The sequence below is a fragment of the Desulforhopalus glucosivorans genome (genome assembly GCF_054397165.1).
On the sequence record NZ_AP044854.1, the window covers coordinates 5478316 to 5504566 of the forward strand.

The 26251-nt window shown below is 38.1% G+C and carries 17 protein-coding genes and 4 pseudogenes; 6 read left to right on the forward strand and 15 right to left on the reverse strand.

Annotated features, from left to right (window positions below):
* Nucleotides 1-176: 176 nt before the first annotated feature.
* A complete protein-coding gene (locus ACX6CI_RS23315) occupies nt 177-821 on the forward strand; it encodes a PEP-CTERM sorting domain-containing protein (protein WP_458776049.1) in 645 nt (214 codons plus the stop codon).
* A gap of 896 nt (nt 822-1717) precedes the next feature.
* Here the strand turns inward: ACX6CI_RS23315 and ACX6CI_RS23320 are convergent.
* Nucleotides 1718-2743 carry a glycosyltransferase family 2 protein gene (locus ACX6CI_RS23320; RefSeq protein WP_458776050.1) on the reverse strand — a complete coding sequence of 342 codons (1026 nt, stop codon included), beginning with the start codon at nt 2741-2743 and terminating at the stop codon, nt 1718-1720.
* A 215-nt stretch (nt 2744-2958) separates the two neighbouring features.
* Nucleotides 2959-4053, reverse strand: coding sequence for a glycosyltransferase (locus tag ACX6CI_RS23325; RefSeq protein WP_458776051.1), 1095 nt, complete (start codon nt 4051-4053; stop codon nt 2959-2961).
* A gap of 758 nt (nt 4054-4811) precedes the next feature.
* Between ACX6CI_RS23325 and ACX6CI_RS23330 the strand changes: the two genes are divergently transcribed.
* The 3 genes and pseudogenes from ACX6CI_RS23330 to ACX6CI_RS23340 form a co-directional block, all read left to right on the forward strand.
* Nucleotides 4812-5927, forward strand: coding sequence for a hypothetical protein (locus tag ACX6CI_RS23330; protein WP_458776052.1), 1116 nt, complete (start codon nt 4812-4814; stop codon nt 5925-5927).
* Between the two features lie 347 nt (nt 5928-6274).
* A complete protein-coding gene (locus ACX6CI_RS23335) occupies nt 6275-7384 on the forward strand; it encodes a CapA family protein (RefSeq protein ID WP_458776053.1) in 1110 nt (369 codons plus the stop codon).
* 97 nt (nt 7385-7481) lie between these two features.
* Nucleotides 7482-8281: pseudogene (locus ACX6CI_RS23340) on the forward strand (IS3 family transposase); the annotation flags it as partial.
* A gap of 159 nt (nt 8282-8440) precedes the next feature.
* On the opposite strand, the pseudogene ACX6CI_RS23345 reads toward ACX6CI_RS23340, so the two are convergent.
* Nucleotides 8441-9652 (reverse strand): annotated as a pseudogene (locus tag ACX6CI_RS23345) (IS256 family transposase).
* Between the two features lie 106 nt (nt 9653-9758).
* Between ACX6CI_RS23345 and ACX6CI_RS23350 the strand changes: the two are divergent.
* Nucleotides 9759-10082, forward strand: a pseudogene (locus ACX6CI_RS23350) (transposase); the annotation flags it as partial.
* Nucleotides 10083-10133: 51 nt separating this feature from the next.
* A pseudogene (locus tag ACX6CI_RS23355) lies at nt 10134-10277 on the forward strand (IS3 family transposase); the annotation flags it as partial.
* Between the two features lie 29 nt (nt 10278-10306).
* On the opposite strand, the gene ACX6CI_RS23360 reads toward ACX6CI_RS23355, so the two are convergent.
* From ACX6CI_RS23360 to ACX6CI_RS23415, 12 genes are all read right to left on the reverse strand, one after another.
* Complete coding sequence (locus tag ACX6CI_RS23360; RefSeq protein ID WP_458776054.1) at nt 10307-11602, reverse strand: phenylacetate--CoA ligase family protein; 1296 nt, start codon at nt 11600-11602, stop codon at nt 10307-10309.
* A 172-nt stretch (nt 11603-11774) separates the two neighbouring features.
* The gene (locus tag ACX6CI_RS23365; RefSeq protein ID WP_458776055.1) at nt 11775-12707 is read right to left on the reverse strand and encodes a glycosyltransferase family 2 protein; all 933 of its coding nucleotides are present in this window, start codon (nt 12705-12707) and stop codon (nt 11775-11777) included.
* A gap of 1381 nt (nt 12708-14088) precedes the next feature.
* A complete protein-coding gene (locus ACX6CI_RS23370; protein WP_458776056.1) occupies nt 14089-15180 on the reverse strand; it encodes a glycosyltransferase family 4 protein in 1092 nt (363 codons plus the stop codon).
* Nucleotides 15180-16379, reverse strand: coding sequence for a carboxylate--amine ligase (locus ACX6CI_RS23375; protein WP_458776057.1), 1200 nt, complete (start codon nt 16377-16379; stop codon nt 15180-15182). Before ACX6CI_RS23375 ends, ACX6CI_RS23370 begins: the two co-directional genes overlap by 1 nt.
* Nucleotides 16380-16382: 3 nt before the next feature.
* A complete protein-coding gene (locus ACX6CI_RS23380; protein WP_458776058.1) occupies nt 16383-17378 on the reverse strand; it encodes a polysaccharide deacetylase family protein in 996 nt (331 codons plus the stop codon).
* 182 nt (nt 17379-17560) lie between these two features.
* Entirely contained in the window at nt 17561-18436 is an 876-nt protein-coding gene (locus ACX6CI_RS23385) for a hypothetical protein (RefSeq protein WP_458776059.1), read from the reverse strand.
* A gap of 96 nt (nt 18437-18532) precedes the next feature.
* Nucleotides 18533-20368 carry an ABC transporter ATP-binding protein gene (locus tag ACX6CI_RS23390; RefSeq protein ID WP_458776060.1) on the reverse strand — a complete coding sequence of 612 codons (1836 nt, stop codon included), beginning with the start codon at nt 20366-20368 and terminating at the stop codon, nt 18533-18535.
* 8 nt (nt 20369-20376) lie between these two features.
* Nucleotides 20377-21492, reverse strand: coding sequence for a glycosyltransferase family 4 protein (locus tag ACX6CI_RS23395; RefSeq protein WP_458776061.1), 1116 nt, complete (start codon nt 21490-21492; stop codon nt 20377-20379).
* 116 nt (nt 21493-21608) lie between these two features.
* Entirely contained in the window at nt 21609-22946 is a 1338-nt protein-coding gene (locus ACX6CI_RS23400; protein ID WP_458776062.1) for an O-antigen ligase family protein, read from the reverse strand.
* Nucleotides 22947-23520: 574 nt separating this feature from the next.
* Nucleotides 23521-24087 (reverse strand): arsenate reductase/protein-tyrosine-phosphatase family protein, encoded by a 567-nt coding sequence (locus ACX6CI_RS23405; RefSeq protein ID WP_458776063.1) that lies wholly within the window; start codon nt 24085-24087, stop codon nt 23521-23523.
* Nucleotides 24084-25067 (reverse strand): polysaccharide deacetylase family protein, encoded by a 984-nt coding sequence (locus ACX6CI_RS23410; protein WP_458776064.1) that lies wholly within the window; start codon nt 25065-25067, stop codon nt 24084-24086. Before ACX6CI_RS23410 ends, ACX6CI_RS23405 begins: the two co-directional genes overlap by 4 nt.
* A gap of 123 nt (nt 25068-25190) precedes the next feature.
* Entirely contained in the window at nt 25191-26234 is a 1044-nt protein-coding gene (locus ACX6CI_RS23415) for a GNAT family N-acetyltransferase (protein ID WP_458776065.1), read from the reverse strand.
* Nucleotides 26235-26251 lie beyond the last annotated feature (17 nt).

The window sequence follows — 26251 nt, forward strand, 5'->3', positions numbered from 1 at the left end:
GAAGAATGACTACTCATCGATAAACTTTACAGTTCTGAGTACTCGATATGGTCAAAACCAAAATCTAATATAAAATGTTAACTCTATGTGGTGCTTTTTTTGCAATGATTTTTTTCTAATGAAACTCAATTAATAAAAATTGAAAATTAAGTGTATTCGCAGGAGGGTCGCTTTCCATGAAAAGAATGATACAGTCTCTTTGTTTGTGCTTCTTTGTTTATTTACAATTATTATGCAACACAGCGTATGGCTATTCTATAGATTTCTCTATGGATTTCATGGGCACTGTGGAGGTCACCCCGAGTCTAGGGGCTAGTGATCATGACGTTGATGATTTTCTTGATTTTCTTGGTATTGATCAAGGGGCAAGTTTTTCAGGTAGCCTTAAAGGACAGGCTCTCTCTGATATAGGGCCTGTTGACATAGTAGTAGATGAGTTCAACCTAAGCATTGGCAATCGAACATTGATAAATAAATTTGTCGATATTTTTATGCTTGTATTTTTTGAGGACTACTCAGGTTTCGATCAAACTAGGATTCACTCGTTAGAGGGCAATATGGGATTTGCTGATAGTAGTATGTATTGGGCTGACACTAGCTGGTTTGATCTGATTGATAGTGAAAACTTACTATTTGATGGTATATCTCCAGAGGGGTCTATCGGTATAAGAATGTGGGACAATCGAGACCGGAGTATATTTATGCATATGAATTTGAATCCCATCGAACCATCGGCACCTATTCCTGAGCCGAGTACATTGCTACTGCTAAGTGTTGGACTTGGTGGGCTAATTGTCAGCAGGTGCAACGCTAAAAAATAAGACAAGCACACTAGGGTTTCTTGGATTTCGATTTTGGTAGCATAGTCATAATGAACTTTATGACTACACTGCACTTTGTTCATGTTGTCAGTGACCGTGTCTTGCTGATCGGTATAGTTTAAGCTTATGCTACTCACATAACCATTTGTAGGAACAGGATGAGCCTTTGAATCTGGATTTCCATGTTATTGCAATGAGGCTGGTGGTGTGGTGCCCAATTTAGTGTAGAGCTCTATCGGTCGTTTTACTGTTTCGATAGTTCAAAACACTCAATAATTTTCAAGTTATCCCCCCGCGGCATGGTATGATTCTTGAATGGTTTGTGTTTTACAATAAGGGATAGATAGAGTCACGAACTGTATGAAGAGTTTCCCATCCAGACTCTGCTCCAATCAGACTTCCGCTCTCGGCTCATATTGTATCGAACTTCCAGATTGTCGAAGGCTTTTTCAACAAGATCTTTAATCCGGTAAACCAAGGTTGCCTTTACCGAGTCCTGGATCTCATTATTGACAAGGGCGAACTGGCCGTGAGTATGCTTAGCCCCCCCAGGTGTATTTATCAGGTTCTTCCGGACTAAGCGTACTTATGATATGAAGCCTAAATTTTATAAGGTTCAAAAGATATTACATTCTGTAATGAGCGCTTTTTTTAGGTGGAATACTTTTCGTTTTGCTTCCCTTTCCCTTTCTTTTTCAAAGGGAGGGAAAGGGAAGCAAATTTTTGAAGCGATCAAATCTACCTAAAACAGCTTGTGGTTTCATTGCCTCCTCAGGCTTGCGGTACTGGTTGATGCCGAGAAGTAGGCCTAATCCGGAAGAACCACTTATCACCTCAAAATATTTGGTATATTGTTTCTCCAGTTTATGACACTGCTTATCAAAGATGAGAAGCAATCATCTTTCAGAAGGGGTCCAAAGAACCACCCGTTTACCAGAAAGATATTGGCACCAGGCAACTGCAATTGCCATATTTACAACCAAAAAGAACATAGGAATTTTCTTCACTCCTTTCAATGACTGCTCGATACAGCCAAAAATCGCAAGACCATAAAATATAGCTTGTCCAATCAATAAAGCAGAAAAGAGCATCGAGGAAAATGCGAGCAGCAAATTATTTACCAATAGTCCTACCAGAAAAACTGGAACCATCCACCGCATCAATTTATGACAAAAGAATTGGTATGAAAAAAGTCCATATTTGAAAATGTTTAAAAATTCGAGGTGCTTAAAGAAAACTGTCATTCCTCTCAACACAGTTCTGGTCTTTCTCTCAAACTCCCGCGTTTCATCTGCTATGTCCAAATAGTAACCAATGGCTCTTGGGTCGCTCACTCCCCGCAACCCGAGTTTCTTACTGTTTAGCAAGGTGCGAAAATCACTCTGCACATCCCCTGAAAAGTCTTGGCAAACTTCGCGCCGTGCGGCAAAAAAAGAACCGCTCAAACCAACCAGCGAGTTCACTTCAGATTCTAGACGCCTTAACCACATCTCATAACGAACATAAAAACCTTCTCCTCCAGGGTTGCCATTCTGTCCAATCAATCGATCCTCACTACTCACACAACCGACAGATGGATCGGCAAAGTTAGCAACAATCTCTTTTAATCCGTGAGGATCCAAAATAGTCGCTACATCAGAAAATACAATCACATCCCCCCGTGCCAAATCTAACGCTTCTTTCTGCGCATTTTCTTTACCACCTCGGTTGACTACTTTTAATAGTTCGATTCCCTTATCTGCATAAGACTGGACAATTTGATCTGTTGCATCATTGGAACCGTCGGAGGCAACGAGAATCTGCAATTTATCCTTTGAATATTCCAATTCCAAAGAATTTTCCAATTTCTCGTGAATTCGTTTTTCTTCATTGAATGCTGTGATTATTAGTGTTACCGAAGCAAAACATGGACCTTTTTGCACAGTTTTTCGCCGCAACAGTTTTATAAAGTATAAAGAAATGGGGTATCCAAAATATGCCCAGAAGAGACCAAAAAAGGATAACCAGAAAAATAATAGCATAGCGAAACCTTAATTAATTAATCAAATTACGAAAATAAATGTTTTTATTTCGGTATTGTTTAGATATGGGATATCAATTTAAACCTCAAGTTTGATTTTAATCTCAATATCATATATCAATTTAACACTTTACGGTAAAGATTGTAGTACTGTGTGACCATAGCCTCCCTTGAAAAGCAATCAATAACCCGCTGCCTAGCTGCCCCTGCGATTTGCTCCCGATCTTCGGCACAGGCTAATAGCATGAGACATCGTGCGGCAAATTCTTCTGGATCTCTTTTACTGATTAGATAACCACTGATACCGTCTTGAACAATCTCAGGAAAACCGCCTACCATTGGTACCACAGCTGGCAGCCCATGCGACATTGCCTCAAGTACACTCATAGGAATGCCTTCATGGACAGATGTACTGATATAAATATCAAGTTTTTTGTAAAAACTATCCATATCATCTATGTGACCCAGAAACAAAAAGCGGTCTTGCAGCCCAGCCTTTCTGACTTTTTCTTTAAGCATAGAGTCCTCAGGCCCGTCACCGGCAAGGACAAAATCAATTCCATCTGTTTTGGCAGCTAACAGTTTCGCAATGTCGACCAGCAATTCAAAGCCTTTGACAGGATAGAGTCGTCCAGCGGAACCAATAGTTAATCTCTTGCTGGTATTTTTTATTACGCTCTTGGGAAGGCAAACACCATTATAAATTGTATTTATGCCCCCGCTTGCAAAACCATAAGAATCGATTAAACATTGCCGCATTTCCTCTGAAACTGCTACAGTGCAATTAAAAAAGCGTGACAACACCTGAAAAGAAAGATAGATTTTAATTTTTTTTGGAATATTATTTTTATCCCCCTTTGAAAGCTCAGGCATACCATGCTGAGTTGAGAATAACTTAATATTCCGCATTGTCATTGCCATAAGCCAGGCCAATAAATTCTCTTTATAGCGGTGAGAGTGAATAATATCAGGAGAAAAAGCAGTTACTAGTTTCTTTAAAGCGCTGACTATTGCTATAAAAGAAAGCTTTGACTCATCAACAACATGCACTTTGACTCCTATTGTTTTGAGTTCTTTTGCTAGTCTTTCGTCATTTAAAAGAACAACACAAAGCTCGACCTCTTCAGTGGCATGAAGCCCAGAAACAAGTTGATAAACCATTACTTCAGCTCCGGCCCAGAGATCCCCTGAAGCTAGCAACAATATCCTCATCGAACAATCACCATTTCTTTTATTATCACATTTAATTCTGACCTTCTGTACAAAAATGTGCTTATCATACCTTCATTCATTTGCAAATTATGAGTCATAAAAGCTAACTCTGGAAGAGACATCTTGCATCACACGGTTTACAGTGGTTCACCTAACTCGGGCAGCAAACTATCTGAATATTTTTCTTGAATCGAAAAGAAGCTGAACAATCTTCAACTACTTTTTTAACAACATTATAGTTATTAGCTATCAACTTACCGATTCGTATGTCAAGTACTTCGATTTCAATTTAGTAATAACATAGGCGAAAAATGGTCTGTTTGACTGATAACTAAGGACTGTCAATCAACTAGTTTAATCGAATATGATTTAAACGTTATACATCGGTGATGTGATATTAAATAAAAAATACCAGACTGGCTCGATTTGTGCAATGTATCTAAGTCCATCTCTTTCCAACAAAAATGAAAAGTAAGGGGTGTGGCAGATTTTCGAGGGGCCTTGTTTTATATTTAGAATAATATGTAAGATAATTTGGCTTTTTACAACGAAATACTACTGGCAGGTATCACCTCCATCAGTGGGGTTACAACCCCATTCGTATTGCATTTTTTCACTCATGAAGGACAATAAATTTGCCAAAATTGGCATATTGTCTCGTCAATTATTATCACCTTTTTGATTTTGTATTTTTCTTATAGTAATATAAATGCTATTATAAGAATATGTAAAATGAAGAGCTTAAATGGAGAATTTTTATGTTTGATAAAGATATTTATACATTCTTTCTGGTTCCTACAATTAGTTTGTTCTTATTGTCATCATACGCAATTGCTGAACCCGAGATAAGCAGCATCAGTGGCAAAGTTTCTGAGGGCCAAACTATAAAAATATTTGGTAGCAGCTTAGGAACTAAATCTCCTGCTGCCCCGATATTGTGGGATAACTTCAACGGTGGAACTGATGGAGGTCGTTTAGATGTAGATCCTAACTGGACTATGAGATACGATTCTCCTCTCTACACCTCAACACAGCCTTATGGTGGGTCGGGCTTAGCTATTTATAATGAAGCATCTTATGGTGATAGTGACATGTTGAAGTTTCGCTCTGCTTCGCATAGTTTTACTGGTGTAAAAGAACTTTATTACTCCTACATGAACAGGCATGTTGGTGCTTCAACCTCTGGTAGAGTGTACAAAAATGGAAGGATAGGTGCAGATGGGGAGCGGTACAGTGGACCTGGTGTTTCTGGAATCTCAGATGGGTACTTCCTGTTTAATTCTGGCTCTGGTTTTATATACCCTACTGCATCACAGGGGTACAATCCTGATTACCGTTTTGAATCTGTCGATGTCGGCAGCGCAAATTGGCAAAGACACCAACTATATTCTAAAGCGTCTAGTCCAGCAGGCACAGCAAACGGGCGGGTATATGCAGCGGTCCACACGCAACGCAAAGACTACCCTAATATTGTATCTATGAAAAGTGGTTATGACTTCGATTACGACATCGTGCTTTTAGGCACAATGATGGATCAGCCCGGCGTCGGTGAGACTCACTACATGTATATCGACGATGTTTACATTGATAATACGCTGGCAAGGGTCGAACTATGCACTTCTGAAACATGGGATTATGGCGCGTCTTGTAATCCTCAAATACCAACAGCATGGTCAGACAATTCTGTTACAGTGACCGTTAATCAGGGTGCTTTCGCCAGCTACGAATATGCATATCTATATGTTGTAGATTCAGAGGGAAATGTCAACAACAATGGTTTACAAATTATAGTTAATGAAAGTTACACAGATGGGGGGAATCCACCTGCTGACGTTGATATACCCGTCGGCTTCCAAATGGTACAGCCTAATTAATTCATATTGTCTTCATGAGATGATAAACCTTTCGACAGGTCATGTAAGCAATAATCCCAGTCCTTAGACCAACAGGCGGCCGTGGTTATCACTTGGCTTAGCTTAATTTCCTCACAGCCATCCTCCGTAGGGATGGCTGATTATTTTTTATAGTATCTCGAAATCGCGCCTAAGAAAACATCTATTTTTAGTTGACCACATCTATACACTGAAAATGGCTAACTGTCCTTAACAGCGAAAAGCTGAACAACCAAAAAAAATAATTTCAGGGATATTTGAAATTTTGCTCAGGATGGCTACTTTCGAAAACCTCTATTGTCTTATAAATGTTTAAGAATAGGAATTGCATGAATGAAAGGATCAAGTTTGCAGCTGTTGGTGATATTTCGCTTGGAGATTTTCCAATAACTCTTGGTTTTGGTGTAAGGAGTCTTTTCGAAGAAAATAAAAATTTTGGATTTAATGATGGTGTAATAAGTATATTCAAAGAGGCTGATGTCTGCTTTGGAAATCTTGAAACTGTTATCTCTGATATAAATTATCGTCCGAATGATCTCATTTCAGCTCAGATGCGCGGTACTGCCGCTATGGCAGAACTACTTTCTGCCAGTGGCCTAAACTTTTTGTCAGTTGCTAATAATCATATGATGCAGCATGGACCGGAGGCTTTTAAGGATACAGTGTCTGTGCTGGCTTCACTGAATATATCTCCTGTTGGATTATTAAGTAAAAAAGGGGAAATTATTGCCAATTACCAAGAAATATATGGGAAAATGTTTTGTTTCATTGGCTATTCAATGAGGCCGGAAAAGTATAATAAACCTGTTTTGTATTCAGCGGGGTCAAAAGAAGTTATTTTGGCGGATATAGAGAAATATAAGAGTGGTTGCGATTATCTCATACTTTCTCTACATTGGGGTGACGAATTTGTCGACTTCCCTTCACCTACTCAGGTTTCAATTGCCCATGATTTTATAAATGCAGGGGCCAAAATTATTATCGGACATCATCCTCATATCATTCAAGGAATTGAGAGATACAATGGAGGGGTTATTGCTTACAGCTTAGGGAACTTTGTCTTTGATTTCTGGCAGAAACGCCTCAGAGAATCAATGATTTTAGTTATCACTTTGAATGGTGATGATGTTGAGGATCTATCGATTATTCCAGTGCGTATTAATAATTGTTATATGCCCGAATTGCTAGAAGGAGAAGATGCCAACACCTTACTCAAAAAATATCATAAGCTATGTGACCATCCTGCTCTAAAATTGAAATCAGTTGATAAGGATCTTGTTAGTTTTAATAGCTCTAAATATGACCGACAAGTAAGGTGGCGGTTGATCGAAAATAAAATCCAAAACAGACTCTTTTTCCTTAAAAATTTACATAAGTATCCTGAGGGAATTGTAAGGCAGAGTCTTGATAAGTTTATCACCGGTAGGCTAAGTAGGTGAAATGAAATTTGTGTATGGGGTGTAACTATCCCGTATAATAGTACCGGCACAAATTAGAAAATTCCGTAATAATAGTTCCATAATTAGGGAGGACATTATGCGGAAGAAACGTTTTTCTGAACATCAGATAATTAACGTTCTAAAACAAGTTGAAAGTGGTCGATCAATCCAGGATGTCTGCCGGGAGTGCGGCGTGAGTAATGCCACTTATTACAATTGGAAAGCCAAGTACGGTGGGATGGAGGCTTCCGACGTTAAGAAGCTTAAAGACCTTGAGGCTGAGAATCGCCGGTTAAAACAAATGTACGCCCACTTGTCTCTAGAGAACGAAGCACTAAAGGATATTCTGGGAAAAAAGCTATAAAACCGGCACGAAAAAGAACTTTGATCGATTATCTGAGAGAAACAAGATCAATGAGTGTTCGTGCTAGTTGTCGGCTTCTAGGGTTGAGTCGTTCAGTGTATCAATATCAGCCAGACCTCAATCGTGACAATGAAGTAATAGTAACTTTGAGTGAGCTTGTTGAAAAATACCCTCGTTACGGTTTCCCCAAATTGTATCAAATGATACGGCGAAAAGGTTTAAAGTGGAATCACAAACGGGTCCATCGAGTGTATTGCAAGATGGGTTTGAATTTTAGGCGCAAAGGTAAGCAGAGGCTGCCAGCTCGTAATCCTCAGCCTCTCTGTGTACCTGCTCAAGCAAACCAATGTTGGTCAATAGATTTTATGAGTGATACTCTTATTGATGGCCGAACATTTAGAACTTTCAATGTCGTAGACGATTATAATCGTGAAGCCCTTGGAATAGAAGTTGATCTTAATTTACCATCCATGCGTATTATTCGTGTGCTTGAGCGACTAGCTGCCTGGAGGGGATATCCAGGTAGTGTCAAATATTTTTCGCACATTTAGTTTTTCAAAGTAGCCTGTTTTTCTATGTATTCCTTTTCCTCTTCAATTCCAGGTCCAGCTCAGCGAAGGGGCAAAATGCAAGGTTGCGAGTTTACGAGCACCCATAGGGCTTGACCTTGCATTTTGGCACTGCTGAGCTCCTCAAGCTACCTCTAACTGTTTTACTACTTCTAATTCCTTGAGGAGTTGCATATTGAGATAACGTTTGCTGCTCCATTTAGTTCCCGCAATATGTCTTAATCGTGCTGCTACAAGCATTAATGCAGAATTGCCGTCGGGAAATGCCCCAACTACATTTGTTCTTCGGCGAATTTCACGCATTATTCGCTCAAGAGGATTATTGGTCCTTATCCTTCTCCAGTGTGAGCTGGGGAAGCTATAGTAACTTAGCGTCTCGGCAATTCCTTCCTTGAGTTTATCAGCCGCCTGATGAAGCCTCATGGCTGTTAATTTTCTCTCCACCGAAGCAGCTTTTTCATATGCTGAGTCAAGATCCTCTGAGGCGTGAATTGCCTTGAGCATTATCGTGACTTCTTTCATCTTCGCTTTGGGAACAACTCTAAAAATGTTGCGATAAAAATGAACCGTGCATCGCTGCCATATTGAGTCTGGATAGAAGTCCCCAAGGGATTCAACAAGACCGATACATGCGTCGCTGGTTATCAACTTCACCCCTTTCAAACCTCGTCCTTTGAGATATTTGAGAAATCCCGACCAGCCAGCCTTGTCTTCTTTGGCACCTTCGGCAACTCAAAGTATTTCACGGTGGCCATTTGTCGATACTCCAACCGCCACGAGAACAGAAACATTTCTTATTTCACCTGCCCAACATCGTTTGAGGACGATTCCATCCAGATATACGTACGGATGTTCACCTTTTATTGGCCGTGTTCTCCATGTCTCAATACGCGCATAAATCTTTTTATTGAGATTGGACACAGTTCCTGGGCTTACCTTGGTGCCCCACAAAGCCTCCGTTATGTCTTCGACTCTTCGTACGGAAACTCCAGCTAAATACATCTCCACCAAAGCTTCTTCAACCGAAGATTCGCGACGTCTGTAACGCTCAATTATTGCTGTCTCAAATTTTTGTTGGCGTAGCTTGGGTACCTTCAGCTTTACTTCTCCAGCCTTTGTATGTAGATCTCTTTCATAATAGCCCGCTCTGGTATCTGTTCTTGCAACCGTTCGCTCATATCTGGCCGCATTGCAAAGGCTATCAGCCTCTGCATCAAGCATAGAATTTAATGTCTCTTCTACCGTTCCTCGAACCAACTCTCCCAGATGGTCCTGGATTTGTGATTCGTTAATCTCAATGACATTGCCTAGCTTCTTTGTATAATGCGTTTTCATGGTGGCCTTCTCCTCTGGTTGATGGTTTGTTTGGCGACTGCCAATTAACCATGTTGAGGCCACCTCTTCATTCTAAATGTGCGAAAAATATTATACGTTATCATATCCTGCGAAGATCAGATGCGACAACGGCCCTGAACTGGTCTCATTGACTATGGCGGAATGGGCTGAGAAGAATGGAGTTGCGCTAGAATTCATTGAAAAAGGAAAGCCCACCCAAAATTCATATGTAGAGAGATTCAATAGGACGTATAGAGATGAAATACTGGATTTCTACATGTTTAATACTCTCACTGAAGTAAAAGAAATCACCGATAATTGGGTGAATGAATATAACCTGGAAAGGCCCCATGAGTCGCTTGGTAACCTCACTCCAGTGGAATATTTGAAAGCTAAGCAGCCGGAATTTTCTAAATTAGTGTGGGACTAAAAAAGGGGTATTTACAAATCTAAATTCGATGATGAGCACAAAACATTCTCAAAATGGCTTGTGCATATTGAGACTAAACAGCGGAACTTAAAATTTGATTTATGTTTTCCGTACCTATTACAACTGAAAGGATTCAAGTGTAATCATAAACGTGTCTATCATATATATTGTGAGCTTAAACTCAATATGCATATATAATCTATAACGCGTATTATACTTGAGACTTACTCATGCTCTACTAAGCTCTCAAAGTACTGTGATTTCTTTCTTTCCTTATCAAATACATCCACGTATCTAATATTAAAGATCATGTCTTCCGCAAAGTATTTGATCAATTCGGCCATTAGAATAGCTTCATGTTTCTTATTCGTGGTACCTTCGACATACAAGTCTACAAAGCCTCTATCGCGCTGAATCGCCTTATAATTTAGTAGAACAGCCTTATGTATGGCAATATTTTTAAACACATAATAAAATGTTAACGCTGGATATGTACAGGATACTCCATATACAGAGCTACCTTGTCGGCCAATAATATCTTTAATTATGGGATGTGCCCTACCACAAATACATTCCTCTGCCGACAAAGTTACAACATCACCTAATTTATACCTGATCACAGGGTATGAATACGAAGCAATGTTAGTTACAATTATCCCGCCATCGTCATCAATTTCAACAATAACATTTTCTAAATTGATGTGCATATTTCCCTCAGGGCATTCAAATGCTATCAATCCAGATTCTGCTGCACCATATTCGCTAGTAATTTTTCTACCAAAAGCTTTAAACGATTCTGCTTGATAGACATCTAAAATCATTTCTGAAGTCCCTTTAACAAGATGCAGCGGAGGAATTTCAATGTTTAATTCATTAACAATCTTCGCGACCTCATAAATCATTGATGAATAACCAGCAACGTATTTAGCTGAGACAAGATTTAGTGCAAATTTTTCAACAGATTTTCTATTATAGTTAAATATTCGAAATCTATTCTGTAACATATCGAGAAATTGAACTTTAATTGCATGAGATGGCGCCGTGTTGTATCCCCAAAAATAGCCATGTCTGTCCCACGGATTAACGTCATACCAGTCGTATGACCTCATCATACTGGCTCTATTAATAGAATCCCATCTTTCATTTTTACGAAATTCCAGAGCGCTCCCGGTAGTACCCGATGTTTCAGCAATAAAGATTTTATTAAAAGGATAGTCCGTATGTATAGCCTTGTTCTGCCCAATTAATTCTCTTTTCGAAATTGTAGGAATTAATTTCAATTTATTAATTGAGTCAAACGCTGTGGCCGAAAACCCACAACGTTCAAAAACTTCCTTGTAATAAGGGGAATATTTTTCAACGAATATTAGAAACGACTTTGCTTTTTCTAACTGCAATTGTTCTAGCTGGTTTCTAGTAAACCATTCAGAATTCTTTAATTGTTTATACTCGTTCCATAAAGAAGGGTTTCTTCGATTTACGCCCGAGTTGAATAAGCATTTGGCTAGATTAGCATTCATTTTTTACCCTATAGTCTTACCTGCTATATCTGTTACAATTCGATTGCGTCAACATTTAGTTCAACACTGTTTTTTCTGTGAGTTATCAGCTCTTAGTCTTGCTTTAATCTTTTCTAAAGTACTTCAAGTTAAGTTTTTCTACACAAAATCAACAACATTAATCTATTTATGATTACCTAAATTTAAATAAAGACAAGCTTCTTGCCAATGAATAAATAAAATAAAGCGTAAACAGCTTCAATGTACTAGTGTTTATTTTTTTTTCTTTTTGGAACGACTTCAATAAAGGTACAAATATTAAACCGGCCCCACAAACTAATATGAGAATAGGCTTAACACTAAAAATTGAATATGTGAAAGTTATTAAAATAAAAAAGAAACTAAAGAAATATATAGTTAAAAAATCGATGTTTTTATGTTTAAACAAGTCTTCAATACAATCACCATGCCAAAATTCTCTTTTAAAATAATTTTTTATGCTACGTGGGTGTCCTGTATTATAAAGAATAATTTGTTTTGATTTTGCTAGTTTAAAACCACTCTGCATCAATCTTTTTGAAAACTCAGAATCTTCCCCAATAGTTAAAGTTCCATTGAAGCCCGACATATTTTTGAAAACATTTGATTTTATAACAAAAAAACCGCTACTTAAGTTGTCAACAAATTGGACAGGGTTAATATCTGTGCAAGAAGTTGTATGAAAATACCAAGTTTTTTGTACCCAAGTGGCCTCACCGTATGGCAACAACCCATCTGGTCCTAAAGCATCAATGTCTTCATTTTCAAATAAGGAGACAATTCCATTAACAACATTTTCTTCTAAAATATTATCAGCATCAGCAAAAATTAATATTTCGCCCGAGGCAACCTCGGCACCTCTATTCCTTAAATCGCCTATAGTTAACTCTGGAAAAGTCAAAGTTTTTGCTCCCCACGACTTAGCCAAAAATATAGTACGATCTACAGAACCATTATCAACCACAATTATATCAGATATAGTAATATTAATGTTTAGATTCTGGTTTTTTATTGATTCAAGAATATTAAGTATATTCTCCTCTTCATTTAAGGTTGGTATTACAAATGAAACACTTTTGATTTTCAAAATCTAATATCCTAATTCAATTTTTTATTCGATTGAAAGGTGAGGTTATTCGCCAATAGTGGAGACCAAAACCATTACGCTACCTTTACATTTTCATAATACTTTCTTTCGTAAGCTGCGGGTGAAAATATCCTAACTTTTTCTGAGTCCTTTACCTGTTATGGAAAAATTCGATATATTCTGTAATGACCCTAATTGCTTCTTTTTCTGGTTTGATAATCACGGTGATAAATCAGCTCATTTTTTAAGCTTCCCAAAAAGATTTCTATTGGATCATTATCGTAACAATTACCCTTACGACTCATAGACGCTATCATTTTAAACAGTTATATCAGGATCCAGTATTTCTTTGAACAATATGGACCACCACGACCGGAGTAGTGAACTAAGGCTGCAGGGGGATGCTTCTTTGCCACTGCTCTGAAGAATGATTTCATGACAAGAGGGTGTCATACGTTTATCGAGAACATAGTCTACTATCTCACTATTAAAGAGATCCTTGTGTGCTGCGAATTAGAACCAACTTTCTCTAGTAGGGACATACGTAATGTCAGTCAACCAGAATAGATTGGCGGATTATGCAATAAACTTCTGACCAACCAAGTTTTTTGCTACTGGTAGAGAATGGTTAGAGTTCGTGGGTGCACAAAATTTGCGTTTCTGCCGACATCGAAGATCCAGTTCCTTACGAAGCGTTTAATTCTATGGATTCCAATCAGCACCCTTGCTTGTTCAGCCATATCTTGCTGCAATCCCTCAGGACCACCTGTTCTCCTAGTTCTTTTATGCGCAACACTAATCACGAATTTCAGTTTTGAATAATCACATTTACACTGAGAAGGTGATCAACATCGCCAACTGCAGTAGCAGCACTCTGACACTTTCAATAGTTGACAAAGGTCTGCTACGGAATATAGGATGCACAGTTCATCTATTGTTGCGTATCTAATATCGACTCCTTCGCTAAAAAAAAGCAACGGCATTTTTTAGGGTATCTCGCTCCATTTTCACTTTAGCGAGTTTACGTCTTAACTTGGAAATCTCCAGTTTAACCTGCTCAGTTCACGTTGATTTTGTCCTATGTTTCCAAAGTCTCCTTCCTTGTTGGATTCAACTCACTAGTTGAGGGTTGATTGGGGGGACATCCAAACGCATTGACGCTTCGGGGTAGATAGCTCTTGTCCAATTACGTGTTCTACAGCTTCTAAGCGAAACTCTATGAAGTATCTTCCATGTGGAATTCTTTTCATGATAACACCTCCACTCTCTATTTATTATACAAGAGTATTGGTTTTCACTTCTTTCAACCAATTTCAGACCTCACTAACATGTCCTTAATGGTAGGGAACCTACAAATACACTTAATCCAAGAGTGCCAGACTTACCTATATAGGGCTTGATAAGATCTGAAAATACTATTAATACAATAATTCCTACTAACGCTCTCAACTGAATGTTTAACAATCCAAGAACTAAGCTCTTTTTCGACGAAAAGACGGTCAATTGCCCTCGATATAGCACGGTCTGAGCACTCAACAGTTAGTCCATTGAAATCGTGTTCTACAATTTCTTCTGGACCACCACTCTTTGTCACAATTACGGGCAATCCACAAGCCATCGCTTCTATCGTTGATATAGAAAATCCTTCTGAAACAGATGGCAAAACAAAAATATCAAAGTTATTGAAAACTTTACTTGCATCATTTTGGAAACCAATGAATTGAAACACTTTATTTAGTCCTAATTTTGTGCGCAATTCTAATAAATCATCATATAACTTTCCAGTGCCCTGCCCAGCCACAATAAAGCGACATTCAGGGTGCTGTTTATAAATCAGTTGAGCAGCTTTTAGAAAAATATAGTATCCCTTTGCTGGACGAATGTTTCCTACGGCACCAATGACAACATGCTCCGGGCCAAACCCTAATTCTTTTCTTATACAATCATCTTTTTGTGGATAAAATTCTGAAGTATCCACCCCATTGTAGATTGTTATCGATTTTCCAGTAGAAAAACCCTTTTTATTGACATAGTGTTCGCGCAATCGGTCCGAAACGAAAACAATTTTTTTCGACCCCCAATTAATAAGTTTTGTCTTCAACCACATAAGCCGTTCTTTGTCTTTAGTATCAACAAAACCATGAATTGTTGATATAATAGGAATCTGGCAGATCAACCCAACCATGCTACAGTACACATTTGAACCAAACAGATGAGACTGAATAACATCTATTTTATGCTGGCGAACAATACGTACCAATTCTATTAAATATTTGAAATTAAAACCACCACGTGATTGGATAAAAAGTGGTTCAATACCTTTTTCTTTTAGGGAATCCTGAACCCAACCAGGACCCCGAATTGCGACAACCGATTCGAACTCTTCTGGGTCTAGTCCCTTTACCAAATTAATAAAAACTGTCTCAGCCCCACCAGGACCTGTGGTGTCAATAGTATGCAGCACCCTGATCATTATCTACCCCACAGCGATTTTAAATAAATTGCACTTTCATGGATCAGGGGTTTCATGTCCCTGAAACTGGCAACATCAAAAGAGGTGTTCTGCTCTTTTATTTTTGCAAAATTCGCCAGAGCCTGCCATTTAGATGGGGCGCCTGGGGGGAGGTTCAACTCAACACTTTTGTTTTTTAGGCGAATAATTAAATAATCGAGATTTCCAAAAAACCATTTCATTTTATGACCCACCTTATAACTTCTGTTGGGTTTCAAAGGCACAGACCCCATCAGATAATCGAGGTATAGCGAAGGAAAGTCAATTCCACACGAAATAGCTAATTGTAAAGAGCCCCAAAATCGCCCATTAATCTCCATCAGCTTGGGCTTGCCATCACGTTGGTCTCGTTTGAATTCGACCATTGCAACACCTGTAAAATTAACAGCGGAGAGCAAACGACCGGCAGATTCAATCATTTCTTCATCAAGTGGTATGCTTTCAGAGAGGATACTAACACCACCTGAAGGGGGCTTTTCGCGCAAGCGTTTATGAGAAAACAGTGCGATGTGCTGGTTTTTATCGTAGAGGCTAAAAAGACCAGTTCCATCACCAACAATCTTCTCTTGAATCATGGAAGGATAACGCAATACTGGGCATGTCGCGTAAAGATTTTCCAGCTCATCCCTACTTGCAGCATACCTGACTCCGGCGGAAAGAAACCCCTCCACCGTTGGTATTCTTGAAAGGGCTGGCTTTACAACAACAGGATAGCTATCGATATTATGAATAATTGCTGCAAGCTCATCACTCCCGTTTAAATAAAATGTTGCTGGTATCGCCACCTGAAGCCCTTCTGCCAATCTGAAAAGCTCCGATTTGTTTGAAACTGCCTGCATCATCTCCTGAGAGGGACATGCAAGCAGGGTCTTATTAGGTAAAATACCACGAAGTTGGTTTAGTAAATAAATAGATTGCTCACTTGTCGGAAAAATAACATCTATACTTTCTCTATTAGTAAGCTCAAGTATTGAGGATGTGTAAGCACCTCCATCTTTCAAGGGGTTGGGCACACTGAAACCACCTGCACAGAAACGAGAACATGAAGCAAGACATTTTGCACCAGAAGCAACAACGTATACCCTGTGTCCTTTACGTCCTAATGATCGAGTTATAGCGAGGGCGGGTCGGTTGTCACCGTCAGTTACAAGAATTTTCATATTTCAAAACCACCTTAATAGTATTCTGGCCTGCAACAGAGATATAGTGCTACTAACGTCCTGATGCATACCAATTCTTGGTATTTCAAAAAGATCGTTATACGCACAAAGTCTACCCCTTTTAGTTGTTGTAGCAACCTTAAAACCATGCTTGCGGACTAAGGATTTTATCTCAAGATTATAGTTTCCATTTGGGTAAGCAAAAACATCTGGCGTAAAGCCAAGGTTTGCTTTTAAACTTTGAAAACTTTGTACTATCTCTCTTTCAGCTTCACTTAAGGAAACCTGATCCAGCATAACATGATTGGCCGTGTGTGCACCAAAAGTAATCAAACCACTTTCTTGCATCTCCTTAACCTCTTGCCAATTCATCAATTGGCGCTCTATTACAATCTCATTGCAGTGGGTCCGTAGATGTGAAAGCAATTCCATCCGATCAATCTGTGGCCAGTTTTTCAGCTCAGCTATAACGGCATCATTGTAGTCAGAGCCGCATGGGTTATTGGGTAATAAAGATTTTAATAATCTATCTAATAACGGAACTCTTTCTTGCGCTGTTACAATGTCTGTTTGATTAAGATATAGTGTAAATTCTTCTGGCCAAAAAAGTCGGTTGGATCCAATTAAGTTGGTTGCTAAGAATATAGTAGCGGGAACCTTGTATTCGCAAAGTATGGGATAAGCATGAGTGTAATTATCATGCCAGCCGTCATCGAAAGTAATCACACAAGTATTATTAATGTCCTTTTTATTTTGATACCTCTCAATAAGATCAGTAAATGTGATGATATCATAATGTTTTTTCAGATATTCAATATGTCTTCTGAAGGTTTCTTGAAAAACATACATACCTGGCTGTACATAAAAAGAATTCAAATATTCTTCATTAAAAACGCGGTGGTACATGAGGACACACGAATTGTTATTGATACTAGTCTGTATCAGGTTTAACCCCCCTAAAGCCCTCAAGCAAGCAGATATTGATTTCTTAATTTTCATTCTATTAACCAAACAAAAGGATGGAACTCCTACTGAACTCAGAACATTATAAAGTGGTTATGTCGCTGCTCTTATTCACTCTGGTCCCTTCAGAAAGAGACTCACCTGCAAGCGTTTAGCATGTTGTCCTATAAAAACATTTTTTTACCCAAATGTTGTCCTGTTGCATTTGCAAGAATTTGTTATGTTCGCGATAGGCCCATTTTTTTGGCCCAAGATAAAGAGTCAAAATCGAACAACCCATCAAAATACATTTGGGCATTCTTTTTACTCCAAAATCCTCTGCGCACCTGCGGCCAGTAATCAACATCCTCAATATCTATAACTGCATCTTTAAAAAAAACTGCAGGAAAATCTTCATAACCAAGGGCCATAAGTGCAGCAATCCTATGGCTACCAGGCCCAAACCTATAATACTTGATTTCTGATCCACGTTTTAGTAGCCATACAGTTATATCACCATTGTCTCGAACATAACCATTTGCCATAATAGATTGATATATCGAGTGAAGTCTATGAAACTCAAGATGGACAAGTGATTTATGTGCAGGCCCGTGGAATTGGAAGCCATGTGTGTCAAAATTAAAATCGGGTTGATCATGCTCAATATAGTCTTTTCTGCACCAACTCTTAATATCTATCAAGAGTTCTTCAGGAGTCTGTGCAATCCATGGCGCCAATAAAAGCAGATAACTAGGGAGTTTTTCAAAACTGAGTATTGGTTGATCTAAACAAACAATTGCTTCACTTAAATTTCTTGGTTGCCATTTTTCAAAAAAACTCTTAACAACGGATTCATTGTACTTAGTACAAATCCCATTGTGGAACTCAGCTAGTGTTGCTGACAATGGGTGCCACCCATCTTTAGAAAAACTAAACCCATGAGGTGAAACGCATTTTGCCATAGGGCAATGAAACGCAGCTTTTTTCAAGCCAACATTGTGATGCAGTGCTTCAAACGGATCATCTAAAACCGGAGGAATACTCCGGCGCTCCTCCACACGGCGAATTTCTATCCCAACTTTCCTAAACCCCTTCTTTAAAAAACTTTTCATCATGTTTCCGGTAACCTGTATTTATAAAAATTTTGAACCTAATTATTGCAAAGTTATTGACTAGCTGGTGACACACATTGTGACCCTTTAAAAGGCAATTTACTTACCGGAAATGTTCAACGAGTTCTTTCTCTTAACATTAGCCTCCAAAAGGGCCTTAAATATTACATTATTTTCGGCTAAAACATCGTACTCCCCCTTACCTACAACAGCACCTTTGTCAAAAACAACAATAGTATCGGAATTAATAACCGTTGATAGGCGGTGTGCAACCATAATCACCGTAGTTGACGCAGACAATCCTTCTATCTCTGTAAGTATTTGTTCCTCTGTGACTGAGTCTAAGGCACTGGTAGCCTCATCTAAAATTAGAACACTAGGGTTCCTATAGAGTGCTCTGGCAATGCCAATACGTTGTCTCTGCCCACCGCTTAACTGACTTCCTCTCTCTCCAACAATATTATAATAACCCTTAGGTAGTTCTTGAATGAAATGATGAATGTTTGCTCGTTTGGCAGCTGTAATAACACGATCCTTATCAATAACTTCATCTGGTACACCAAATGCGATATTTTTCATAATGGTGTCATCTAACAAAAAAATTAACTGAGGTACAAAGCCAATTTTCTGCTGCCATATTGGCAGAAAATTCGAGTCAACCTCTACACCTCCGACTACCAATTGCCCGGTACAAGGTGTGAGTAAACCTAAAATAAGGTCAATAGCAGTACTTTTCCCGGACCCAGAACTACCAACAAATGAGGTAATACAGTTTTGTTGAATTTCTAAACTAAGAGAATTGATTGCAGGCTTCGGTGAATTTGGGTAAGTAAAGGAAACATTTTTTAATGCTATATCTACGCAGTTGGGCGTTTGTGTACTGCTGTGAGCGCTAGAGACAGGAACTTCTACTATATTTTTTTGAGCCATATCAAGTTCATCTTTAATAATATCCATTACTCGAGCATTTGACTTAATAGACGAAATCGATTTGTAAATGACTTGTGCAGAAGGTAAAAGTTTATAACCTGCCATCGCATAAAAGCTGAGCATGGACATTGCTTTACCATCTGTTCCGTGTGTAACAATCAAATAAACAGCCAACGCTAAAATCGCTATAAAAACCACTGATTCTACTATGAATTTTGGCAAGTCACCACCCAAAGACATAAAGGCACTTGCGTTTAACCCTTTTTCAGTAGTTTCTTTAAGCTCATTGATGTACCAGTCTTCAACCCCCGATAGCTTAACTTCTTTTATCCCAACAATGCTTTCGTTTAGTAATAGTAATTTTTTCTTATTTACATTTGTAACGACGTCACCAGATATAACCATACGTTTTCGAATTGTGAAGTAAATGGTTGAGTAAATACCGCCAATAAGAAATATAGAAATGAAAGCTAATGGTGGATCTAGATATACGAGGCCTACGATGATAATAACTACTATAAATAATTGAGAAATCAGGTGAAGAAATGGCTGTATTACCATATATATGAATCTAGGAACCTGTTGTGTAATGTTGGAAATCAGAGTAGAAGAGTTGTTCATCGAAAAAAATACATACTGGTTCTCCATGTATTTTCTATATAATCTATTTTGTAGCTCTGAACCCACAGCAATTGAAAATTTAAACAAGAGCCAAAGTGCCATTATTGAAACTGTATTTGCCAGTAGAATAAAGCCTGCTACTAATAGTGCGTAGCGAATTAAAAATTGACCTAAACTCAGGTGGCCTAGATAAGAATTTAAGGCGCTAAGTATGGAATTTGTTTCAATCAGCTCTGGATTGCTGACAACTGCAATAAAAGGAGCAAGTGAAGCAATACCACCGACCTGAAAAATTGCAGTTATTAAAAAGAACAACTGCAAAACATACATTTGGTATCTGTGTTTTCTGCTGATTAATTGCAGTAATAATTGGTATCGCTTCACGTGTCAATTCACCTATTTATAAGTATACTAGCTATACGATCAATCTGTGTTTTTTCAGAAAATTTTTCTTTTGCTCTTAACCGAGCGTTTTTGCCGAATAGTTTCAACTTACCCTGGTCATTAATGAGTTTGTAAATTTTATCAGCTAACGCTATGGGATCACTTGGGTTAATTACGTAACCTGTTTCATTATGCTTTGTTGTCTCTATTAAACCACCAAGGTTAGAAACAATAAGTGGTACCCCAGATGATAATAGTTCAACAGCGGAGCGTGTAAACGAGTCCCACCCAGTAGAAACGATTGCCCCTAGATCACTAGACTGCATAAGTTTGGGTATATCAGACCTGTACCCTGCAAAAGTGACGTGGGATTTTGCATAGCTATTATTAAGTTCGGCGATATAAGTATCAGCCTCACTGCCAACGTTACCACATAGTACAAAATGTATATTTTGAATTTTATTAGTAGCGGCTAGATGTTTGGCAGCTCTTACTATGACACGCACACCTTTTCGTTCTTCCATGTGGCCTGAGTAAAAAACAACGTGCCTCTCCAAAGGGATTTTCAGTGCATTTTTGATATATGATTTGTCTTCTGATGGAAAGAAGCAATCGGTATCGACACCTAAAGGTATCACAGTTGTAAGCTTTTCAGGCACCCCTCGACCATGAGTTGCAGTATGTTGCATGGCTTTCGATTCAAAAATAAAGAAGTTAGGCCTAGACTGCCTTCTAAAAAACCATTCAATTTTTTTTGCTAAAAGACTCAAGCCTTTATTAAGGCCACTCATACTCGCCCCCGAGTATGAAATTATTCTCTTAACATTGGCTTCTTTGGCTGCTTTTGCAATTGAGGTTGGATAAGGTAGATCAAATGCTAATATAGTTGATACTTGGTGCTGATCAATGATTTCTTTTACTGCAATGGCAGATTCTTCGTTTTGATAATTCAAACAATACGTGTTAGTTTGTGGTGTAACAAGCTCACTAAAGCTCCAAATAATATTATTGACATTGAACCCAGCGACCTGTGCTGATTTGAAAAATATTTTTTCTAGTTTTTCAATAGCATAACCTGTATTTTGGGAACAGTGAAACATCAACAAAATCGAGTCACTTCTCATAAAACCTCCACAACTCAAAAACTCAAATGTTCAAAGTATTACATCCAACTCGTTCATCTTTTTACGATGGGTATTGCGGAAATAAGTACCGGTCCTAAATCCAGAAACCGCGCCTCTTAAGGGGACACACCTATCGAAGAAGCACCTCTCGCTGCTTCTTTATTTCTTAAAGTTACTATTGCACTAACAAATACGAGATATACCCAAAAGAAAGGATAGTACATAACAGTAACAAACTGACCAGCAACAACAAATCCAATAAAAGAAAGGATCATGCCTTTCGATATGCTAGTTAAAAATTGATCACCAGACATTTTACAATCAGTAGATATTTTTTTCATACTTAAAACACTAAAAAACATTAAAAGAATAATTACAAACAAACCAGAGAATCCAGTATCTGTACCCACCTGTATGAAGATATTGTGAGGAAGCTCCGCGCCTCTATCGCGCAACATTTCTAAGACGAGATCATCAGAGTGATGTTTTGTGTAGTAAGCAGGAAAATTCATATACCCGACACCAAGTAGAGGATGTTCTTTTATCATCTGCCATCCGTGTTTCCAATAAAGAAGTCTCTGTACTGAAGTGCCATCTTTTCCTGAAGATTCAAAACGCGCCTTCTGCTTGTCTGGCAGCAATTGGAAGCCAATAACGCTAATACAAGCAATAATAATTAACATCTTGAACCATTTTTTTGTGGTCATGATCAAGGTTAAAATTTGTACTGCCAATGCAAGTTGACCACCTCGTGTGTTGGTACCGATAATTGTCAATGCAGCGGTAATCGGCATAAGATAAAGAACATTTGCTTGCCATCGCTTCAGATATTTTCTAATACCCTGAATAAAAAAAAGTGCTAGTGGAGCAAACATAAGCATCTGAATTGCATATTCACCAGGATTTTGAAAATACCCCTCCGGCCCAGCTATACCCCATCGAGTAAATGCGAAACCACGCATAGCAAATACTTTTGCACCAAAAAGTGACAACTTAAAACTAGCCAACATGAAAATTAATAAGAGAATATAGAAACGCTTGCGTGTTGTCACAGTTTGTGACAACACAAAAAAAACAACAACCCAATTAAAAAAATCCATAAACTTTTCATGGGATATTTCAGGCCAGTATGCATTGTAAGAAGAAAGTATTATCAATAGGAGATAGGCGAAAACACCTGTTGTGAATTTGGTCCACACAAATTGTCGCTCTGCATCTATAAACCAGCCAATGAAAGCTAACAAAATAAAAGTTCTTGCCCAGTAAGGATATACGGCAAAAACTGGCCAGATGGCCTGAGGACGGATATACTCAAAAAACAAGTAAGCGCAACACATCCAGAAAGCAAATTTATCTTCCCAGAAAGAATGCCATATTGCACTTGGATTTAGGCGATAAAGTTTATCTATCCGCGTATCTTTATTGTTCGTAAGATGTTGCGACAATTGAGCCATAGTATCTCAGTTTTTTTAGGGATGAATCACATTCAAGCAATTATACTTTTCCTTTAATATCCTTTGCTTTCTGACGAAAAAGGAGCGCGAATGCCAGTTTTCAGGCATAATTTAGGTGTTTATCTGGCTTCAATTCTGTTGAATATGTAAAGAAGGTGAAAGACCTTAGGCTCATCGCTGTTTTTTAGCGAGGCTCTTGCCAACTGCACACTATGAACCCTAGGGTCACCAAAACAGGAAAATATTTTTTTTGGTGGGCATAAACGTGTCTAAATTGAAAAATCGTTATGCACTTAAATATCTATTTTTTGGCATTTTCTCCACAGAATTTCAACTTTCAAATCTATTAACAAGCTAAAAGCTTAAAACAAGTGGTCAGTAGTATTTCAAACCACAAACACCTCTTGAGAACATTTTGGTTGCTTATTTCTTGTCGCACAATCGTTTTTCTATAAGCAACTTATGTCTTACATTTTTTATGGAGCCATTTCAGAATTTTAAAGCTTTTTTTGGGCCAAGGTTAATATATTTTATTAGTTTGTTGACGTGCCTACTCATTAGATCGATCAACAATTTACCTCAGGGTTTCAGCCATTGCATCTAAAGCATCTTTCATTGTTCGGAAGCAACGACGAAAATCTTTGTCGTTACAACCAAAAGGATCGTGGATATCGCTAACCAGTGAAGCCGGCCAGGGAAAAAAACTTCGCAGTAAATATATATGTTGAATTTTGTCAGGATGACTTCTGCTGAGTTGCTGGTAATGAGTATATTCTGTGACTATAATGATGTCTGCACCATCGGTATCGATTTCAGATATATTTTTTGATCTATTTACAGTGAGGTCGACTCCAAATTCTCTAGCTATCTCTATAGCACTCTGAGGAGAGGCCATTGGTTGAGTGACATCAAGACCGCAGGATTCTATTTTAGTGATCTTGGGCAAATTTAAAGTCTCCATATAGTATTGAGCAAAAGCACTTCTGCAGATGTTGCCTTTACAAACGAAGATTATATGATAGGCATTGCTTAATCTAATTTTTTTTCGAGGATGACATAAAGTATACAATAATGATGACCTTATATTCTTAGCAATTCTATTAAATATTCTTTTATATTTATTAGGGATGTATTTCTTCAACGATTTTCCTTTCGGTTTTTTTTTGCAATTTTTGAAAATTCAGTCAAAGTTACTGATTCCCATGATTCTTGCTGTGCTGTGCTCAAAAATGATTCAATATTTTTCATGAGTGTAATTTCGTCTTCAAATTTTTTTACAAATGGGCTCAAACCTGCTTTAAGGCTTGTTGAATGGAAAAAGAGGTTTATGCATTGGTATTTACTTTTAGCCATTCTCCTTGCAAGTTTGACAATCTCTTTTGGGTCATCTTTTTCAGGAGATAGCCAAACTTTATTTAGCAATTGTAACTTTTCTAATATACTATTAGTCTTTGTTATTTTTGCTAAAGAGTTATCTAAAGATTTTGTCAATTTTTGGCATAGACTAAAGTTCTTTTGGAGAAAGCCCACCGTTGCAGGGACTTCTAGCAAGGGACCACTTCTTTGTTTAACAAAACCCTCCGAACCGAAATTAAATATTGAAGGGCTATAGTCCGAATAGTCCGGACCGTGAGAATTTTTCCAATTTACATAAGGTAAAACTGAACTATCGACATGGAAATTGAGCTGAACGAGTGCTTTGGCCACTGCAGGGCCAAAGCCCCAACGGCCAGCCCGAAAAGAGGTGGGAGCGGCGCTAAAATTTTTGGATATAGTATTATGAAGTATCTTCATTTTTTCCAAAACCAATTTTTCTGGCAAATTGCACAGCATCGTAGCTTCCTTTTGAATTATTCTTTCCTTATCGAAGGGAGGAGTATTCCACGGGTGGCAATGCATTCCAATTTCACATTTGCCTGCATCTTGAATTGTTTTTAGAATCTCCACCGACCTTGTGTTGGTTGCAACTGGATAGGTGATAAGATAGGTCGGTCGAATCTGATATTTATCAAAAAGTTTTTGTAAGGAGATTACTTTTTCTATGTTACTTACTGGGTTCTCATTAACTGAGTATTTAGACCAGTTATCTTCTTCTGTATCGATTGTTACAATGAAATACATGAAATTCCTTGGTAAGAATGAATCAGAAGTGGTTTAGCTTTTGAAAGCCATAAGCCTGTATACCTGTCTCAAAAGGTTACAGATTGCGGAGGTAAATCAAAACTCAGTATCAGTATGCAATAATTACGTGTCATTGTCGATCAACGTTAGATACCAACTTTGTTTTTTAAGATTATCTGCTAAATGAGTATCAGGTAAACTAGAATAGGCGACATAGTTCATATCGGTCTCTCTTAAAATAAAACCATTACTCTTTAGTTCTTTGATAACCTGATCATGCCCTGACATTGCTATTGCTATTGAACTTGTTTTTTCATTATAGTGGTATTCCGTAAAAAGAGATAATATTTTTTGCAGGTTAGCTGTTTCGCTGTCATATGCTATATCTTTAACCTGGCATTTCTTGTTGCTGAGGTGATAGCTGACATATCCAACTAAATCATCTTTTTTATGTACAAGAAAAAATAAGTTTTTCTGGTTAATTGGGTATTTATGGCGCCAGTTTAAAAAAGAAGAGGTTCTTTCACCGAGAAAAGAAAAATTGTTTTGGATTTTATGACCAAGGGTATTGAACTGAGAGTCGAGAGCGTCTGTGACTTTGACTTTGTATTCACTCTTCAATGTTATGGATGATTTTTTATGACGTAACCATAGAAGCCAATCCATCGGGTTGGCCAGAAAATTGCTCATTTTTTTGTTTTTTATTTGTCGTTGTAAATATTGCTGACTACTCATCACTTTTGTCATTCTATAGTATGGAGAAATATGCACAAATCCCACCCGCTTGGCTACGGGAGCTGAATTCTTATTCGGAACGCTGATAAGTATGCAGGGACATTCGTCGTGGCATTTCTGGATGGCTGAGCGGAATAAAGACAGCGCAGGTCCAAGTAAGCGATGCTGTTTGTTAACCACTAAATCGCCGCAAATATACCCTCTTATTTTATCTCCTTGCAGATAGAAATTCCTCGGGAAAAGTGAAAGAGCTCCGACAAATGAGTCAGTTTTGTTATGTTTGAGAAGAAAAACTGTTGGTTCAGCGCATGGGTTGTTCTCATAAAAAACACTGAATCTGCCTTCTGTTACTTCTTCGTAGTTTTGTTGCCACAATTCAAGAAGAACATTTTTGTGGACTCGGAGGTCTGCTTTTTCAATTGAATAGGGCATACTTTTTGGATTTTATT

Coding starts and splice junctions, on each gene's coding strand:
- ACX6CI_RS23315 (WP_458776049.1), top strand. CDS start 177: ATGAAAAGAATGATACAGTCTCTTTGTTTGTGCTTCTTTGTTTATTTA.
- ACX6CI_RS23325 (WP_458776051.1), bottom strand. CDS start 4,053: ATGAGGATATTGTTGCTAGCTTCAGGGGATCTCTGGGCCGGAGCTGAA.
- ACX6CI_RS23330 (WP_458776052.1), top strand. CDS start 4,812: ATGTTTGATAAAGATATTTATACATTCTTTCTGGTTCCTACAATTAGT.
- ACX6CI_RS23335 (WP_458776053.1), top strand. CDS start 6,275: ATGAATGAAAGGATCAAGTTTGCAGCTGTTGGTGATATTTCGCTTGGA.
- ACX6CI_RS23360 (WP_458776054.1), bottom strand. CDS start 11,602: ATGAATGCTAATCTAGCCAAATGCTTATTCAACTCGGGCGTAAATCGA.
- ACX6CI_RS23370 (WP_458776056.1), bottom strand. CDS start 15,180: ATGATCAGGGTGCTGCATACTATTGACACCACAGGTCCTGGTGGGGCT.
- ACX6CI_RS23375 (WP_458776057.1), bottom strand. CDS start 16,379: ATGAAAATTCTTGTAACTGACGGTGACAACCGACCCGCCCTCGCTATA.
- ACX6CI_RS23380 (WP_458776058.1), bottom strand. CDS start 17,378: ATGAAAATTAAGAAATCAATATCTGCTTGCTTGAGGGCTTTAGGGGGG.
- ACX6CI_RS23385 (WP_458776059.1), bottom strand. CDS start 18,436: ATGATGAAAAGTTTTTTAAAGAAGGGGTTTAGGAAAGTTGGGATAGAA.
- ACX6CI_RS23395 (WP_458776061.1), bottom strand. CDS start 21,492: ATGAGAAGTGACTCGATTTTGTTGATGTTTCACTGTTCCCAAAATACA.
- ACX6CI_RS23400 (WP_458776062.1), bottom strand. CDS start 22,946: ATGGCTCAATTGTCGCAACATCTTACGAACAATAAAGATACGCGGATA.
- ACX6CI_RS23410 (WP_458776064.1), bottom strand. CDS start 25,067: ATGTATTTCATTGTAACAATCGATACAGAAGAAGATAACTGGTCTAAA.
- ACX6CI_RS23415 (WP_458776065.1), bottom strand. CDS start 26,234: ATGCCCTATTCAATTGAAAAAGCAGACCTCCGAGTCCACAAAAATGTT.